Below are 14,211 nucleotides of genomic sequence, written 5' to 3'. Positions count from 1 at the left end.
GATAACGGGCCCGAGTTCGCCGCCCGAAAGGTCCGTGAATGGATCGAAGCCGTGGGCGCGAAAACTGCCTTCATAGAGCCCGGATCACCGTGGGAGAACGGCTATTGTGAGAGCTTCAACGCCCGCTTCCGCAACGAGCTGCTCGACGGGGAGATCTTCTACTCGCTCCGCGAGGCCCAGATCCTCATCGAACAATGGCGGCGCCACTACAATACCATCCGCCCCCATAGCGCCCTGGGCTACAGACCGCCTGCCCCGGAAGCCATCGTCACCGTCGACCGAAGGAGGGCAATGCATTAACAATCAACCTGGACCACTCGAATGGGGCAGTTCACGGGCGCGACCTTCTACGAGATCGGCACGCGACTGTCCCACTCGGACTTCAAGTCGTCCGCTCGTATGTCCAGGACGTCGATCGGGAGCTACTGGCCGAGCGCGGCTTCGACCGCGTGCAGAAGGCCCCGAAGACGGCGGGTGTACCACGCCCTGCGAACCGTGGGACACATTCGGGCCAGAAGTCCAATATTATAAGGCTTTCGGAGAGGATGTGGCAGCCCGTAGGGGAATCGAACCCCTCTTTCCAGGTTGAAAACCTGGCGTCCTAACCGATAGACGAACGGGCCACTCTGTTGTGCCTGGCGGTCAGTGCCGCGCTTGGCGTGAGGCGGTGTCTACGGAATTCGAAAACCGGTGGCAAGGGGATTTTTCCAACTTTCCGCTACGAAAACCTCAGAAAATGCGGTGACGGAGGGGCAGGGCGCCGCTCAGGCGGGCGCGGCGTCCTCCAGCCTGAGTTGCACGCGCTGGCGGCCGCCCCAGTGGTTGATCTCAAGCCGGCCGGCGAGGTGGAAGCGCTTGCCGCCGTGGCCGTCGAGCGCCGGCCCGATGCCGCCGTCGAAAGCTCCGAAGCAGATCGCCTCGAGCGCGGGACCCATGCCGTCGGTGAAGCCGATCTTCAGGTGGCCTTCTCCGACGCGCCGGACGTGGCTGACGCGCTGTTCGGCGAAGGCGAAGCGGGGGGCGGGGGCGCCCGCGCCGAAGGGTCCGGCCGATTCGATCTGGGCGATCAGGTCCGGGGTCGCGGCGGTCGTCATCAGCAGCCCGTCGAGGCGCAGGTCGCTGGGCCCGCGCTCGGCCGCGCCCTGGCGGTCGAGCAGTTCGGCAAGACGCTTCATCGCCGGCTCGAGCTTGTCCTGCTCCACCGTCAGGCCCGCGGCCATCTTGTGACCGCCGCCCTTCAGCAGCAGCCCTTCGGCCGCGACTCGGTGGATGCTGGCGCCGAGATCCACGCCCGAGATCGAGCGGCCGGAGCCCTTGCCGATGCCGTTCTCCAGCCCGATCACCACGGCGGGGCGGTTCGTCGACTCCTTCAGTCGCGACGCGACGATGCCGACGACGCCCGGGTGCCAGCCTTCGCCCGCCGCCCAGACGAGCGGGCCGTCGAGGCCGCGCTGCGCCGCCTGTTCCAGCGCTTCCTCGCGCACGCGGCCCTCGATCTCGCGCCTCTCGGTGTTGAGCTGGTCGAGCTTCTCGGCCAGCGCCGCCGCCTCGTGCGGATCGGTGGTGGACAGCAACCGCGCACCCAGGTCCGCCTGACCAATCCGGCCGCCGGCGTTCACGCGGGGGCCGAGCAGGAAGCCCAGGTGATAGGCGTTGGGCGCGGTGTCCATGCGCGCCACGTCGGACAGGGCGACGAGGCCCGCGCGCTGGCGGCGCGCCATGACCTTGAGGCCTTGCCGCACCAGCGCGCGGTTCACGCCGATCAGCGGCGCGACGTCGGCTACGGTGGCCAGCGCCACGAGGTCCAGAAGGCCCATCAGGTCGGGGCCCTTCACGTCCTCCGCCCGGAGGCGGCGGTTGGCCTCGACCAGCATCAGGAACACCACGCCGGCGGCGCAAAGGTGGCCGAGGCCGCCATCCTCGTCCTGCCGGTTGGGGTTCACGACGGCCACGCACTCGGGCAGCGTCTCACCGCCCAGGTGGTGGTCGAGCACGATGACGTCGGCGCCCTTCGCCGCCGCGATGGGGCCGTGCGAGAGGGTGCCGCAGTCCACGCAGACGATCAGGTCGTGACGGCTGGCCAGTTCGGCCATCGCCGGTTCGTTGGGGCCATAGCCCTCGTCGATGCGGTCGGGGATATACAGCGTCGCCTCGCGCCCCATGGCGCGCAGCCAGACGAGGAGGAGGGCGGCCGACGAGCCGCCGTCCACGTCGTAGTCGGCGAAGATGGCGATCCGCTCGCGCCGCTTGACCGCCGCCAGGAATCGCTCGGCGGCGGGGCCCATGTCCTTCAGCGTCAGCGGGTCGGGAAGGAGGTCACGCAGCGCCGGGGAGAGGAAGGATGCCGCTTCCTCGGCCGTCACGCCGCGGCGCACGAGGGTGCCGCAGACGGCCAGCGGCAGCGACGAGGTCTGCGCCATCGCCTCGGCCAGGCGGTTCTCTTCCAGCGAGGGACCGACCCAGCGGCGGCCGGTGAGAGAAGCGGAGACGCTCAGAAAGCAGCTGTCGGCGGTGTCCCGGGGCATGTGCGTCCATATGTAGCGGAGGGGTCAGTGCCCCTCCACCATATGGCAGGTCGCCGGGATTCGCTACCTCCAGCCGCCCGGAGACCGCTCGATCGGGTTGCGATAGCGCATTCGCCGCACCGAGCCGGTTTTCGACCGCATCAGGATCGTCTCGGCGGTCAGGAAGTCGGGCTCGCGCTTGATGCCGGGCAGGATCGACCCATCGGTGACGCCGGTGGCGGCGAAGATCACGTCGCCCGTCACCATGTCGTCGCGGGTGTAGACGCGGTCGAGGTGTTTGATCCCCGCCTTCTCGGCGCGCTTCCTCTCGTCGTCGTTGCGGAAGATGAGACGGCCGTAGATCTGTCCGCCCATGCACTTGAGCGCGGCGGCGGCCAGCACACCCTCCGGCGCACCACCCGACCCCATGTACATGTCGATGCCGGTCTGCTCGGCCTCGGCGGTGTGGATGATGCCGGCCACGTCGCCGTCGGTGATCAGCCGGATCGCCGCGCCGGTGGTGCGCAGCTCGGCGATCATCTCCTCGTGCCGGGGACGCTCGAGCACGCAGACGGTGATGTCCTCGGTCGAGACGCCGCGCGCGGCGGCCAGCGCCGAGACACGCTCGGCCGGAGACATGGCGAGCGTGACGACGCCGGGCTTGTAGCCGGGGCCGATGGCGAGCTTCTCCATATAGACGTCGGGCGCGTGCAGCAGCGTGCCGCGCGGGGCCATCGCGATGACCGTCAGGGCGTTGGGCATGTCCTTGGCCGTGAGAGTCGTGCCCTCGAGCGGGTCGAGCGCGATGTCCACCTCGGGGCCTTCGCCGCTGCCGACTTCTTCGCCGATGTAGAGCATGGGCGCCTCGTCGCGCTCTCCCTCGCCGATGACGACGCAGCCGCGGATGTCGAGCTTGTTGAGCTGGTCGCGCATGGCGTTCACGGCAGCCTGGTCGGCCGCCTTCTCGTCGCCGCGCCCGATCAGGCGGGCCGAGGCCAGAGCGGCGGCTTCGCTCACCCGGGCCAGGCCCAGGGAAAGCATGCGATCGTTGAAGTCTGGCTGTGACATCGGGTCCTCCGCGTTTCGGGTCTGCCTGCGGTCTAGCCCGCGGTCGCGCGGGCACACAAGTCTGTTACCGCCGGACAGTTCCTGTCGGCCTGCGATGCGGAGCGCCTTCAGCGCACCCCTTTGGGTGGCGGCCCTGACGGGCCGCGCTGCCTCCGGCGGGGATATTTGAGGACCGAAGATGGAGCGGGAGAGGCGTCCGGCCTCAGCGCTTGCCGGCGAACGCCTCGATCTGCGGGCGCATGCCGGCGAGGTCGTAACCGGCGTGCCCGGCCTCGGCGATGATGTCATCGACCGGGCGTTCGCCCGCCTGCGACAACGCCCAGACGATGGTGGAGCGCGTGCCCGAGCGGCAATAGGCGAAGACCGGGCCGCCGGCTTCGTCAAGCACCCGGCCCTGCGTTTCAATGTTGTCGGCGGTCATCGCGCCGTTGGTCACCGGGTTGTAGACGAAGGTCAGCCCCTCGGCCTCGGCCGCGGTGCGGATCGCCTCGGCCTGCTCGCCGGGCGGTACTTCCTCGTCGGGGCGGTTGCAGATCACCGCCTTGAAGCCCGCCGCGCGCAGGGCGGCCATATCCTCGGCCCGTACCTGGGGCGAGACGCTGTAGTCGGGGGTGATGGTCCTGATCTCCATGCCCGATTCCCTACACCGTTCCGGTCGCCGCATCCAGACGCGCGCGCAGGGGCGGGGCGGCCCACATGCCGGCCAGCATCGACAGCAGGAAGACGAGCCCCGCGATCCCGTTGAACGCCACCGAGGCCAGCGCCGGGCCGGGGCAGAGACCGGCAAGGCCCCAGCCCATCCCGAAGAGCACTGAGCCCACGACGAGGTTGTTTCCCAGGCGCGGGTCGGGCTTGGCCGGGAACGTGCCGCCGAGCGCGGGGCGCCGTTGGCTTGTCAGCCGCCACGCGATTGCCATGGGCAGGATGGCACCGCCCATCACGAAGGCGAGCGTCGGATCCCAGTCGCCAAAGACGTCGAGCCAGCCCTGCACCTTGGCCGTGTCGACCATGCCCGAGATCAGCAGCCCGGTGCCGAACAGGCCGCCGGCGAGGAATGCGAAAAGGCCGCGCATCAAATCACCCCCAGGATATGCTTGAACAGCACGACGGTCAGGCCGCCCGCGCCGATGTAGAAGACGGTCGCGACTATGCCGCGCAGCGACAGCCGCGAGATGCCGCAGACGCCGTGGCCGCTGGTGCAGCCGTTGGCGATGCGGGTGCCGATGCCGACCAGGAGGCCCGCCGCCACCAGCACCGCAAGGTTGCCGGTGATGTGGGTCTCGGGCGCGCCGAAGATCAGCGCGATCAGGCCCGGCACGCCGATGAGCCCGGCCAGGAAGGCGAGCCGCTCGCCCCCCGAGGAGTGGCCGGAGCCATCGACGAGCCCGCCGACGATGCCGCTGGCCCCCATGATCCGTCCGTTCACGAGAAGGTAGAGGGCGGCGGCGGTCCCGATGACGAGGCCGCCGGCGAGCCCCATGATCCAGTCGATGGGCATTGTATCCGTTCCTTGCTGACCGTGGCGAAGGAGCCCGCCGCTCCGGGCCCTCCTGTCGCTCCGGCCCGATCGGCGGCACCTCTCCGCTGCCGGCTAGATAGGGAGTGGCCTTTCATATTGCAAATCCTTTATATGTTTTTTCGCGCGGGACGTTGTGACGCAGGGGAATTTCGGGCTTCGGGCCGGCGGCAGGCCTTGTTAAACTTCCCCTCAGAGGGCGCAGGCCAGCGCCCCGCACGGGGAGGATGCCGATGAAGGACTTCGTACAGCGTGACGAGATCGACCGGCTGATCGACCTGGTTCTGGCCCAGCCCGCGCGCGCCGAGGAGGTGAAGGCGGTGCTGCGGGCGCGGCTTTCCGGCGCGCCGACCTTGCGGCTGGTTGCGGCGCCGGACGCGGAGCCGGAGGCCGACGACGACACCTGGGACAACGTGCCGATCTGACAGCCCTGCGCTTGACTTGCGTCAAGGCGCGGGTGGTCGCGCGACGGCAGAGTGTCCCGGATCGACGAACCGGAGGACGACATGACCGATCTGGCCAAGCGCAAGGCGCAGCTTCTCGCCCGTCTCAACGAACTCGACGTGCGGCTGCACGACATCGAGGCGGAACTCGACGCGCCGCACTCCAGCGACTGGGAGGAGTCGGCGATCGAGCGCGAGGACGACGAGGTGCTCGAACGTATCGGTGCTTCGGGGCTGGGCGAGGTGAAGGCCATCCGGGCGGCGCTAAAGCGGATCGAGGACGGCAGCTACGGCATCTGCGTGCGCTGCGGCGAAGACATCTCGGATCCGCGGCTCGACGCCGTGCCGGCGACGCCGGTTTGCCGCAACTGCGCCGCCTGATCTTTTCAAGGAGAACGCGATGTTCGAGAATCTGAAGACCTCCATCACCATGCTGCTCGAAGAGATCGCCAAGCGGCCCGAGGATCGCCACGTGTTGCAGGAGGCCCTGCGCGAGAAGATTTCGGAGATGCGGGCGCTGGGCCACGACGTGCCCGACGACATCCTGCGGTTGGAGCAGGCGCTCGAGGACCCCGAGGCCGACGAGTACTGGGACAACATGCCGGTCTGAGGCGCGCTCGTCGAACAAGCTGTTGCGTTGGGCGACACGGCGGATACAACTGCTGCCATGCAGGGTGAAGCGACCCGGCGTGAGGGAGGCCCGGCCACGGTCCGCGTTTCGTGCCGCCCCGCCTCGGGTCGTTCACCGGGACCGCAGGCGAGGACTGGCATGACGGCGCCGCTTTCCTATGACGTGCAGGGTGACCTGGCGCGGATCGTGCTCGGCGACGGGCGCGGTAACCTGCCAGACCGCGCGGCGCGGGCGGCACTTCTCGACGCGCTGGACCGGGCGGATGCCGACCCGGCGGTGCGCGCCGTGGTGCTTGCGGGCGCTGGTGGTGAATTCTTCTCCGACACCGGGCTGGACGCGCCGGACGAGGTGCACGAGGCGCCCTCGCTCGATGTGCTGTGCGCGCGGCTCGAACGGATGTCGAAGCCGGTGGTCGCGGCCCTCGCGGGGGCTGCGACAGGATCGGGACTCGAACTCGCGCTGGCGGCCCATGCGCGCGTCGGCGGCCCGCGTCTGAGCGCCGCCTTGCCCGGCGTCGCGGTCGGGCTGCCGCCCGCCGCCGGCGCGACGCAGCGCCTGCCGCGCCTCGTGGGCGCGGGCGCGGCCCTGGACATGCTGTTGACAGGCCGGGCGGTCGGCGCGGCCGAGGCAGTCGAGAAGGGGCTGGTCGACGCCGTCGACGAGGATCCGAAGGGCATTGCCGCCGCGCTGGCACTGGAGTTGGCGGCCGCGCCGCCCGTCCCGGCCTCGGAACGCGAGGAGGGGCTGGCCGACCCCGCGCGGTTCATCGCAGATGTCAAAGCCGCCCGCGCTGACCTGACGCCGGCGGCGCCGGAGGTCGTGCACCGGCTGATCGAGTGCGTCGAGGCGGCGCTGATCCTGCCCTCAGAGGCGGGGCGCGAGGTGGAGCGCACCGCCCGCACCGACTGCGAAGACAGCGACGCGGCCCACGCCCTGCGCCACGCCGCCCTGTGCGAGCGGGAGGCCGGGCGAACGGAGGGCGAAGCGGCGCGCATACATCACGTGGCCGTCGTGGGCGAGGCTGGGGCGGCGCTGGCCGCCGAGTGCCTTGCCGCCGGCCTCGAGGTGACGCTGGTCGGGCTGGAGCGGGCGGCGCTGGACGAGGCGTTGGTTGACCTTTTCGACGCGCTCGAGGCCGAGATCGCCGCCGGCCGGATGACCGAGGACCAGCGCGACGACCGGCTGGGACTTCTCGAACCCACGACACGGCTCGAATATGTCGGCGAGGCGGACGTGGTCATCGAGGGCGGCGAGAATGACCCGCGGCTCAAGACGGAACTGCTGCGCGCAATCGGTGTTGCGGCGCGGCCCGAAGCGGTCATCATGTCCGACGCGGGGCTCGACCCGGCGGCGCTTCTGGCCGAGGCCGCCGGTGATGCCGCGCGCTTCGTTGCCATCGACCTGAGCGACGGGCTCCCGGGCATCGCCGGGATGTGCGGCGCGCCCGGGGCGACGGCAGGCACGCTTGCCACTGCCACGGCGCTCCTGCGCCGCCTCGGCCGCCTGCCGGTGCGCTGCGGGGAGGCTCCGGGGCAGGTGCGGGCGGTCCTCGTCTCGGCGCTGGCGCGGGCGGTCGAACGCCTGTTGCTGGCTGGGGCGGGGCCGGACGTCATCGACGCCGCCTGCCGGGCCGATGGCTGGGCCGAAGGGCCGTGCGTGCTGCTCGACAAGCTCGGGCTGGACCGGGTGTCGTCCGAGGCGCTGACCGTCGAGGCGCATGGCTGGGGCGTGGGCGGCGTCTGGCCGCTGGCCGACCTGGCCGCCGCGGGGCTGACGGGCCGTGCCGCGGGGCGCGGGCTCTATGCCTGGCGCGGCGACGCGCCGGTGAAGCCGGCCCCCGAGGCGGCGGAGATCGGGGAGGGCGCGCAGCCCCCCGCTGCGGCCGAGATCGTCCGGCGCATCGACGCCGCGCTCGCGGCGGCGGGCGGGGCGCTCGCGGCGGCGGGCGGGGCGCTGGTCGCCGGTGGCGGCGCGGCCGGCGTGGTCGACGTGGACCTTGCCGCGCTGCATGGTCTTGGCTTCCCGCGGGCCAAGGGCGGGCCGATGATGGCCGCCGACCTGCGCGGGCTTCTGATGCTGCGCCGCACGCTGCGGACCCTGCGCGACGAGGACGCCGCGCTCTGGGCCGAGCCGGCGATCCTGGCGGAGCTGATCAAGAACGGCCGGCGTTTCACCGACCGGCCGGGTTGAGGCTCAGGTCAGGAAGATGCCGACGATCACGCACATCAGCCCAAGGCTCGACACGCCGAGCGCCCCGAGGTTGTATGCCACCAGCGACTGAAGCCTGGCGCGCAGACGATCCTCGTCCCGCTCGGTCTTGCGGATGCGGAACGCCTGGAAAATGCACCAGACGAGCCCCGCGAGCCCCAGAAGCGTCAGCGCCGCGCCGATCCAGATCAGAACTTCCATGCCGTCCCCTTCGCGTGTTCGAGCGCGTGCCTAGCCGACAGCGGCAGCCCGCGCAATCCGCCGCACTTGCCCCGCGCGGGACGGCGCGATAACAGGCGGGCTCCGAGCAGAGCAGGACCTCGACAGATGAGCGACATCACCGAACCCACGGACTCCACCTATCGCGTCACCGCGAACGAGCTGCGTTCGTTCATCGAGCGGTACGAGCGGCTCGAGCAGGAGAAGAAGGACATCGCCGACCAGCAGAAAGAGGTGATGGCCGAAGCCAAGGGGCGCGGCTACGACACCAAGGTGATGCGCAAGGTCATCGCGCTGCGCAAGCGCGACAAGGACGACATCGCCGAGGAAGAGGCGGTGCTCGAGATGTACAAGGAAGCGCTCGGCATGGCGTGAGAGCCCGCCCGCTTCGGCGGGCGCGGGCCGTCAGGCCGTGATCAGGCGCACGTCCGGGATCGCGGCGACGCGCTCCAGATCGTCTTCGTAGAGAAACGTCAGGTCGTCCGTCAGCGCCACGTCCCAGCCGGGAAGCTCCGGCGCTTCGGCTTCGGGAAGCGCGAACTTGTCGAGGAACGCCGCCGCCACCCGCCTCAGCGCACGTTCGTCGGCGGGCGGATGGCTTTTGACGTAGCTGCGCAGGCGGCTCATCCCCTCGGACGAGAGGACCGGCCGCAGCATGTCGTGCTGGCCATGCAGGTGCACCTCTGGCGCAAGCCCCGCCGCGGCACGCATCACCGCGGGCCAGACCAGCGGCGCGTCCTCGTGCCGCCAGACCGTGATCGGCGCGTCGGGGTTCGCCTCGCGGATCCGCGCGACCGTGTCCGACCAGCGCAGCCCGAGCGGCTCGAGGCGCTCCAGAAAGCCGCCGAAGTGCAGCGGATCGCCCTTCTGCGCGGCATAAAGCGCGGGCACGAAGGTGGCGGGATTGCGGATAGCGAGGTGGAAGGACACCTCGCAGCCCGGGAAGGCCCGGCGCAGCCAGGCCGTCTTGAAGGCCCGGGGATAGATTTGCCCGGCATCGAGCGCGCGGGCGGGCATCGATACGAAGCTGTCGTTTGACAGGATCAGCCGGTCGGGGTCGTCGCCCTCCAGAATCGCCTCGAGCAGCGCGTCGCGGCCGTCGGCGGTCGCCGCGTCGCCTCGCAGCTTGTTGATCACCTCGCCAATGAGCCCGCGATAGCGGCCCGGGCCGGGCACGGCGACACCACAGGCGGTGAGCGTATCGCGGTTGCCGAGCAGAGACTTGAGCAGCCGCTCGTCGTCGGTGCAATGCGCGCCGATGTGAAATGCGATTTCCATGTGATCTGTCCGTCCCCGTCGTGACGCGCACTATAGGCGGATTTGTGGACAGCGAAACCGCTTTTGGCTAAGGGCTCCGTATGTCCGACCAGAACACTCAAGCGTCCGTCCTGCCGCGTCTGCGGGCCAGCATCGACCCGTGGTCCGCCGGCGCGCTGGTGATCGCCGGGCTGGTGCTGCTGCCCATCCTCGCGGTGCTTTGGATCGCGCTGAACCCGACCGGCAACATCTGGCCGCACCTGATCTCGACGACGCTGCCGCGCTATTTCGGCAACTCGGTCCTGCTGATGCTGTCGGTGGGCGTGCTGTCGGCGCTGATCGGCACGGGCGCGGCGTGGCTGGTCGTGATGTATCGCTTTCCCGGCCGGCGCTGGCTGGAGTGGCTTCTGCTGCTGCCGCTGGCGATCCCCGCCTATGTCGGCGCCTATGCGCTGGTGGATTTCCTGGAATATGCCGGACCGGTGCAAACCACACTGCGTGCGCTTTTCGGGTGGGAGACGGCGCGCGATTACTGGTTCCCCGACATCCGGTCGCGCGGGGCGGCGATCCTGGTGCTGACGGCGGCGCTTAACCCGTACGTCTATCTCTTGGCGCGGGCCGCGTTCCGCGAGCAGTCGGGCGGCGGGTACGAGGTGGCGCGGGCGCTGGGCGCCGGCCCGTTCGAAAGGTTCTGGCGCGTGGGCCTGCCCTTGGCGCGGCCCGCCATCGCCGCCGGCACCGCCATCGTGATGATGGAGACGGTGAACGACTACGGCGTGGTGGAGTATTTCGGGGTGCAGACGCTGACCACCGGCATCTTCACCGTCTGGCTCGAAATGGCGAACGCGGGCGGCGCGGCGCAGATCGCCTGCGTCATCCTTGGCCTCGTCCTGGCGCTGGTGGCGCTTGAGAAGGTGAGCCGCCGCAAGGTGCGCTTCTACCGCGCTTCGCGGCAAGAGCGCCCGGTCGAGGCGATCGACCTGCACGGCTGGCCGGCCTGGGCGGCCATGGCGGCCTGCGTCATCCCCTTCGCCGCCGGCTTCATTCTGCCCTTCGGCGTGATCCTCTGGCACGCGCTCGGCAACCTCGAGAACTGGTCCGATCCGGACCTTCTGCGCGCCTTCTGGCACACGGTGTCGGTGGGCGGCGCGGCGGCGGCGCTGACGGTCGTGGCCGCCGTCTTCATGGTCTACGGCGTGCGCCTGACGGGGCGGGGGCTGCCCAAGGCGCTGCTGCCGCTGACCACCATCGGCTATGCCGCGCCGGGGGCGGTGCTGGGGCTGGGCATCCTGATCCCGCTGGCGGCCACGGACAACGCGGTGGCGGACTTCGTGGCCGCGACGACAGGCTGGGACCCGGGGCTGATCCTGACGGGTTCGGCCGCCGCGATCGTCTATGCCTATTCCGTGCGTTTCTTTGCCATCGCCCAGGGGGCGGCCGACGCGGCGATGGGGCGCGTGTCGCCCAGCCTGCCGATGGCGGCGCGGGCGCTGGGGCGCACCGCTGGGGGCGCGCTGCGCGAGGTCTATGTCCCGATGATGCGCGCCTCGGTCGGCACGGCGCTGCTGCTGGTCTTCGTCGACTGCGTGAAAGAGCTTCCGGCCACGCTGCTCTTGCGGCCCTTCAACTACAACACGCTGGCCACGCGGGTGCACGAGCAGGCGTCGCTGGAGAAGATCGGGCAGGCCGCGCCGGCGGCGGTGCTGGTGATCGGGGTCGGGCTGGTCGCGGTGATGGTGATGGCGCGCACGAACCGCGCCACGTGACCAGCCGCGCCGCCCGCCGATCAGGCACACGTCGCGCCGCGACCTGTGCGCGAGTGGCGAATGTTGCGGATGCAACCGCTGTCTATATTCTGGACGAGGTTCAACGTGACAGGACAGACATGACCCGCCCCATCGTCGGCATCATCGGCAATCATCACCTGATCAACGACCAGTACCCGGCCCATGCCGGCGGCTCGATGAACTCCGAGGCCGTGGCCGAGGTGTCGGGCGCGATGCCGCTGTTGATCCCAGCCGACCCGCGCTTCGTCTCGGTCGACGAGTTGATGGAGGCCTGCGACGGGTTCCTGTTCACCGGGGGCCGGCCCAACGTCCATCCCGAGGAGTACGGCGAGGCCGCCACCGAGGCGCACGGTGCCTTCGACCGCGCGCGCGACAGCGTGGCGCTGCCGCTCATCCGCGCCTGTGTCGAGCAGGGCCAGCCGTTTCTGGGCATCTGCCGCGGGTTTCAGGAGGTCAACGTCGCGATGGGCGGGACGCTTTATCCCGAGATCCGCGACCTGCCGGGGCGGATGAACCACCGCATGCCGCCCGACGGCACGCTGGAGGAAAAGTTCGCCCTGCGCCACAAGGTCAGCTTCACGCCCGGCGGAGTCTTCGCGCGCCTGATGGGCGCGGACGAGGTCCTGACCAACACGCTGCACGGGCAGGGGATCAAGCGCCCCGGCAAGCGGGTGGTTGTGGATGGCACCGCGCCCGACGGCACGCCCGAGGCGATCTATATTGACGGGGCACCCGGCTTCACTCTGTCGGTCCAGTGGCATCCGGAGTGGCGGGCGGCGACGGATCCGGTGTCGCGTCCGCTGTTTCAGGCGTTCGGCCAGGCGGTCGCGGCCTGGGCCGCGGAACGCGCGCCGGCACCCGTTCGAAAGATCGCCTGACCGGCTCGGTCCCGAAGACGCGCTCGCCGTAGCTGCGCGTGGCGGCCAGCAGCGTTGCGTCCGGGTTGTCGGTGCAAAACAGCAGGATGCCCGTGGCGATGTCGGTGCTGCTGGACGCGTCGAGCGGCTCGCCCTCGACCAGAGCGTCGCCCGCGTCGATGCGCCCGGCTATGTAGCCGAGCGCCCAATCGGCCGCCTGCGCCAGCACAGACACGTTTTCGACCCCCACGAGATCTGCGCAGGGCGACAGGCCCACTCCGCCGATGCCGGCCGCCGCGGCCTCTTCGGCCAGCGTCCCCTCGGCTTTCTGCGCCGCGGTGGGGAAAGCCGCCGTCGCGGCAGCCATCGCCAAGATGATCCGTGCCAGCATTCCTTGCTCCGCCGGTTGCCGCTGGACGCCCCACGCAGCCGGGGCGTAGGGTCGCCGTCGCACCCGACAAATGAGGCCCACCGATGAAACGTTCCCGGATCAACGACATCATGCGCGCCGCGGACGAGATGATCCGCGCCCATGGCTTCGTCCTGCCGCCCTTCGCCTACTGGACGCCGGAGGAGTTCCGACGGCGAACGGATGCCGCGCGGATAGTGGACACGCGGATGGGCTGGGACATCACCGATTACGGGCAGGGCGACTTCGACCGGCAGGGGCTGTTCCTGTTCACCCTGCGCAACGGCGACCTGTCGGACCTCGAGCGGGGCAGGGGCATGTGCTATGCCGAGAAGCTGTTGATTTCGCGGCAGGATCAGCTGAGTCCGATGCACACGCACCGGATCAAGGCCGAAGACATCATCAACCGCGGCGGCGCGACCCTCGCCGTCCAGCTTCACGGCTCGGACGCCGACGGCAATTTTGACATCGCCGCGGGCGGGCACGTGCTGTGCGACGGAATCGTGCGGGAATACGCGGCGGGGGAAGTGCTGAAACTGGCTCCGGGCGAAAGCGTCACGCTGATGCCCGGCGACTGGCATGCCTTCTGGGGCGAGGGCGGAGACGTGCTGATCGGCGAGGTCTCGACCGTCAACGACGACCTGACCGACAACGTCTTCCGCGAAGATATCGGCCGGTTCTCGGAGGTCGAGGAGGACGAGGCCCCGCTGCACCTGCTGGTCAGCGACTACGACGCCTGGCTGCGCTGACGCCGTGCGCTGGCTCGACCTTCCGCCCGTCTGGCTGCTGGCCTTCCTCGTGCTGGCCTGGACGCAGTCGACGTATCTGCCGCTGGTGGCATTCGGAGCATGGGCGGACTGGCTGGGCTGGACGCTGGTCCTCGCCGCCGTCGCGCTGATGGCGGCGGCGGTGGCCGGCTTCGCCCGGCACCGCACGACCGTCATGCCACGCGGGCATCCCACCGCGGTGATCCGCACCGGTGTCTACCGCGTCAGCCGCAATCCCATCTATCTTGCCGATGCGCTGGCGCTGGCGGGCTTCTCGCTGGTCTGGAGCTCGCTTCTGGGTCTCGCGCTTGTTCCCGTCTTCGTCTTGATCATCGAAAGGCGCTTCATCCGAGGAGAAGAGGCGCGCCTGCGCGACACCTTCGGCGAAGTGTATCACGATTATTGCGAGAAGACGCGTCGCTGGATCTGAATCGTTCTCCCCCCTGTCCTTCGGCTTGTGAACGCGGGCTCCTTTGACTAGAACCCCACGCTGACTGCGCCCGCGACCGACGGGCGTGCGAGGGATGATGAAGGAGAGAAACTCC

17 protein-coding genes and 1 tRNA gene are annotated in these 14,211 nt (G+C 69.9%); 10 read left to right on the top strand and 8 right to left on the bottom strand.

Annotation, left to right across the window (positions count from 1 at the left end; all coding sequences use genetic code 11):
- A partial coding sequence (locus BM162_RS14110; protein ID WP_143096161.1) for an integrase core domain-containing protein occupies positions 1 to 300 on the top strand: 300 nt, incomplete at its 5' end.
- 248 nt (positions 301 to 548) lie between these two features.
- Here BM162_RS14110 and BM162_RS14105 read toward each other — a convergent pair.
- From BM162_RS14105 to BM162_RS14080, 6 genes are all read right to left on the bottom strand, one after another.
- Positions 549 to 623, bottom strand: a tRNA-Glu gene (locus BM162_RS14105).
- A gap of 141 nt (positions 624 to 764) precedes the next feature.
- Positions 765 to 2,525 (bottom strand): single-stranded-DNA-specific exonuclease RecJ, encoded by a 1,761-nt coding sequence (recJ, locus tag BM162_RS14100; protein WP_093423190.1) that lies wholly within the window; start codon positions 2,523 to 2,525, stop codon positions 765 to 767.
- A 63-nt stretch (positions 2,526 to 2,588) separates the two neighbouring features.
- Positions 2,589 to 3,572: a class II fructose-bisphosphatase gene (glpX, locus tag BM162_RS14095; protein ID WP_093423187.1), complete on the bottom strand. Its 984-nt coding sequence runs from the start codon at positions 3,570 to 3,572 to the stop codon at positions 2,589 to 2,591.
- A 202-nt stretch (positions 3,573 to 3,774) separates the two neighbouring features.
- Complete coding sequence (locus BM162_RS14090) at positions 3,775 to 4,203, bottom strand: protein tyrosine phosphatase family protein (protein WP_093423184.1); 429 nt, start codon at positions 4,201 to 4,203, stop codon at positions 3,775 to 3,777.
- Positions 4,204 to 4,213: 10 nt separating this feature from the next.
- On the bottom strand, positions 4,214 to 4,645 hold the full coding sequence (locus tag BM162_RS14085) for a DUF6691 family protein (RefSeq protein WP_093423181.1): 432 nt from the start codon (positions 4,643 to 4,645) through the stop codon (positions 4,214 to 4,216).
- Positions 4,645 to 5,070: a YeeE/YedE family protein gene (locus BM162_RS14080; RefSeq protein WP_093423178.1), complete on the bottom strand. Its 426-nt coding sequence runs from the start codon at positions 5,068 to 5,070 to the stop codon at positions 4,645 to 4,647. The genes BM162_RS14085 and BM162_RS14080 overlap by 1 nt, the downstream gene beginning before the upstream one ends.
- Positions 5,071 to 5,321: 251 nt before the next feature.
- Here BM162_RS14080 and BM162_RS14075 point away from each other — a divergent pair, with 251 nt between their 5' ends.
- The 4 genes from BM162_RS14075 (at position 5,322) to BM162_RS14060 (ending at position 8,352) form a co-directional block, all read left to right on the top strand.
- The gene (locus BM162_RS14075) at positions 5,322 to 5,513 is read left to right on the top strand and encodes a hypothetical protein (RefSeq protein WP_093423175.1); all 192 of its coding nucleotides are present in this window, start codon (positions 5,322 to 5,324) and stop codon (positions 5,511 to 5,513) included.
- A gap of 81 nt (positions 5,514 to 5,594) precedes the next feature.
- Positions 5,595 to 5,912, top strand: a complete 318-nt coding sequence (locus BM162_RS14070) for a TraR/DksA family transcriptional regulator (RefSeq protein WP_093423172.1) — start codon at positions 5,595 to 5,597, stop codon at positions 5,910 to 5,912.
- 19 nt (positions 5,913 to 5,931) lie between these two features.
- Positions 5,932 to 6,141, top strand: a complete 210-nt coding sequence (locus BM162_RS14065) for a hypothetical protein (RefSeq protein ID WP_093423169.1) — start codon at positions 5,932 to 5,934, stop codon at positions 6,139 to 6,141.
- A 159-nt stretch (positions 6,142 to 6,300) separates the two neighbouring features.
- The gene (locus BM162_RS14060) at positions 6,301 to 8,352 is read left to right on the top strand and encodes an enoyl-CoA hydratase-related protein (protein WP_177215165.1); all 2,052 of its coding nucleotides are present in this window, start codon (positions 6,301 to 6,303) and stop codon (positions 8,350 to 8,352) included.
- A 3-nt stretch (positions 8,353 to 8,355) separates the two neighbouring features.
- Here BM162_RS14060 and BM162_RS14055 read toward each other — a convergent pair whose 3' ends face one another.
- Positions 8,356 to 8,571, bottom strand: a complete 216-nt coding sequence (locus tag BM162_RS14055; protein WP_093423164.1) for a hypothetical protein — start codon at positions 8,569 to 8,571, stop codon at positions 8,356 to 8,358.
- Positions 8,572 to 8,697: 126 nt separating this feature from the next.
- Between BM162_RS14055 and BM162_RS14050 the strand changes: the two genes are divergently transcribed.
- A complete protein-coding gene (locus tag BM162_RS14050; RefSeq protein WP_093423162.1) occupies positions 8,698 to 8,964 on the top strand; it encodes a DUF2312 domain-containing protein in 267 nt (88 codons plus the stop codon).
- A gap of 30 nt (positions 8,965 to 8,994) precedes the next feature.
- Here the strand turns inward: BM162_RS14050 and BM162_RS14045 are convergent, their stop codons facing one another.
- The gene (locus BM162_RS14045) at positions 8,995 to 9,867 is read right to left on the bottom strand and encodes a hypothetical protein (protein ID WP_093423159.1); all 873 of its coding nucleotides are present in this window, start codon (positions 9,865 to 9,867) and stop codon (positions 8,995 to 8,997) included.
- A gap of 80 nt (positions 9,868 to 9,947) precedes the next feature.
- Here BM162_RS14045 and BM162_RS14040 point away from each other — a divergent pair, with 80 nt between their 5' ends.
- From BM162_RS14040 to BM162_RS14025, 4 genes are all read left to right on the top strand, one after another.
- The gene (locus BM162_RS14040; protein WP_093423157.1) at positions 9,948 to 11,612 is read left to right on the top strand and encodes an ABC transporter permease; all 1,665 of its coding nucleotides are present in this window, start codon (positions 9,948 to 9,950) and stop codon (positions 11,610 to 11,612) included.
- 119 nt (positions 11,613 to 11,731) lie between these two features.
- The gene (locus tag BM162_RS14035; protein ID WP_093423155.1) at positions 11,732 to 12,511 is read left to right on the top strand and encodes a gamma-glutamyl-gamma-aminobutyrate hydrolase family protein; all 780 of its coding nucleotides are present in this window, start codon (positions 11,732 to 11,734) and stop codon (positions 12,509 to 12,511) included.
- A 453-nt stretch (positions 12,512 to 12,964) separates the two neighbouring features.
- The gene (locus BM162_RS14030; RefSeq protein WP_093423153.1) at positions 12,965 to 13,648 is read left to right on the top strand and encodes a D-lyxose/D-mannose family sugar isomerase; all 684 of its coding nucleotides are present in this window, start codon (positions 12,965 to 12,967) and stop codon (positions 13,646 to 13,648) included.
- A 4-nt stretch (positions 13,649 to 13,652) separates the two neighbouring features.
- Positions 13,653 to 14,096, top strand: coding sequence for a methyltransferase family protein (locus BM162_RS14025; protein WP_093423151.1), 444 nt, complete (start codon positions 13,653 to 13,655; stop codon positions 14,094 to 14,096).
- The last annotated feature ends 115 nt before the right edge of the window (positions 14,097 to 14,211 follow it).

The organism is Tranquillimonas alkanivorans (genome assembly GCF_900115595.1).
Taxonomy (GTDB): Bacteria; Pseudomonadota; Alphaproteobacteria; order Rhodobacterales; family Rhodobacteraceae; genus Tranquillimonas; species Tranquillimonas alkanivorans.
This window is presented reverse-complemented; position numbering and strand designations above follow the sequence as displayed.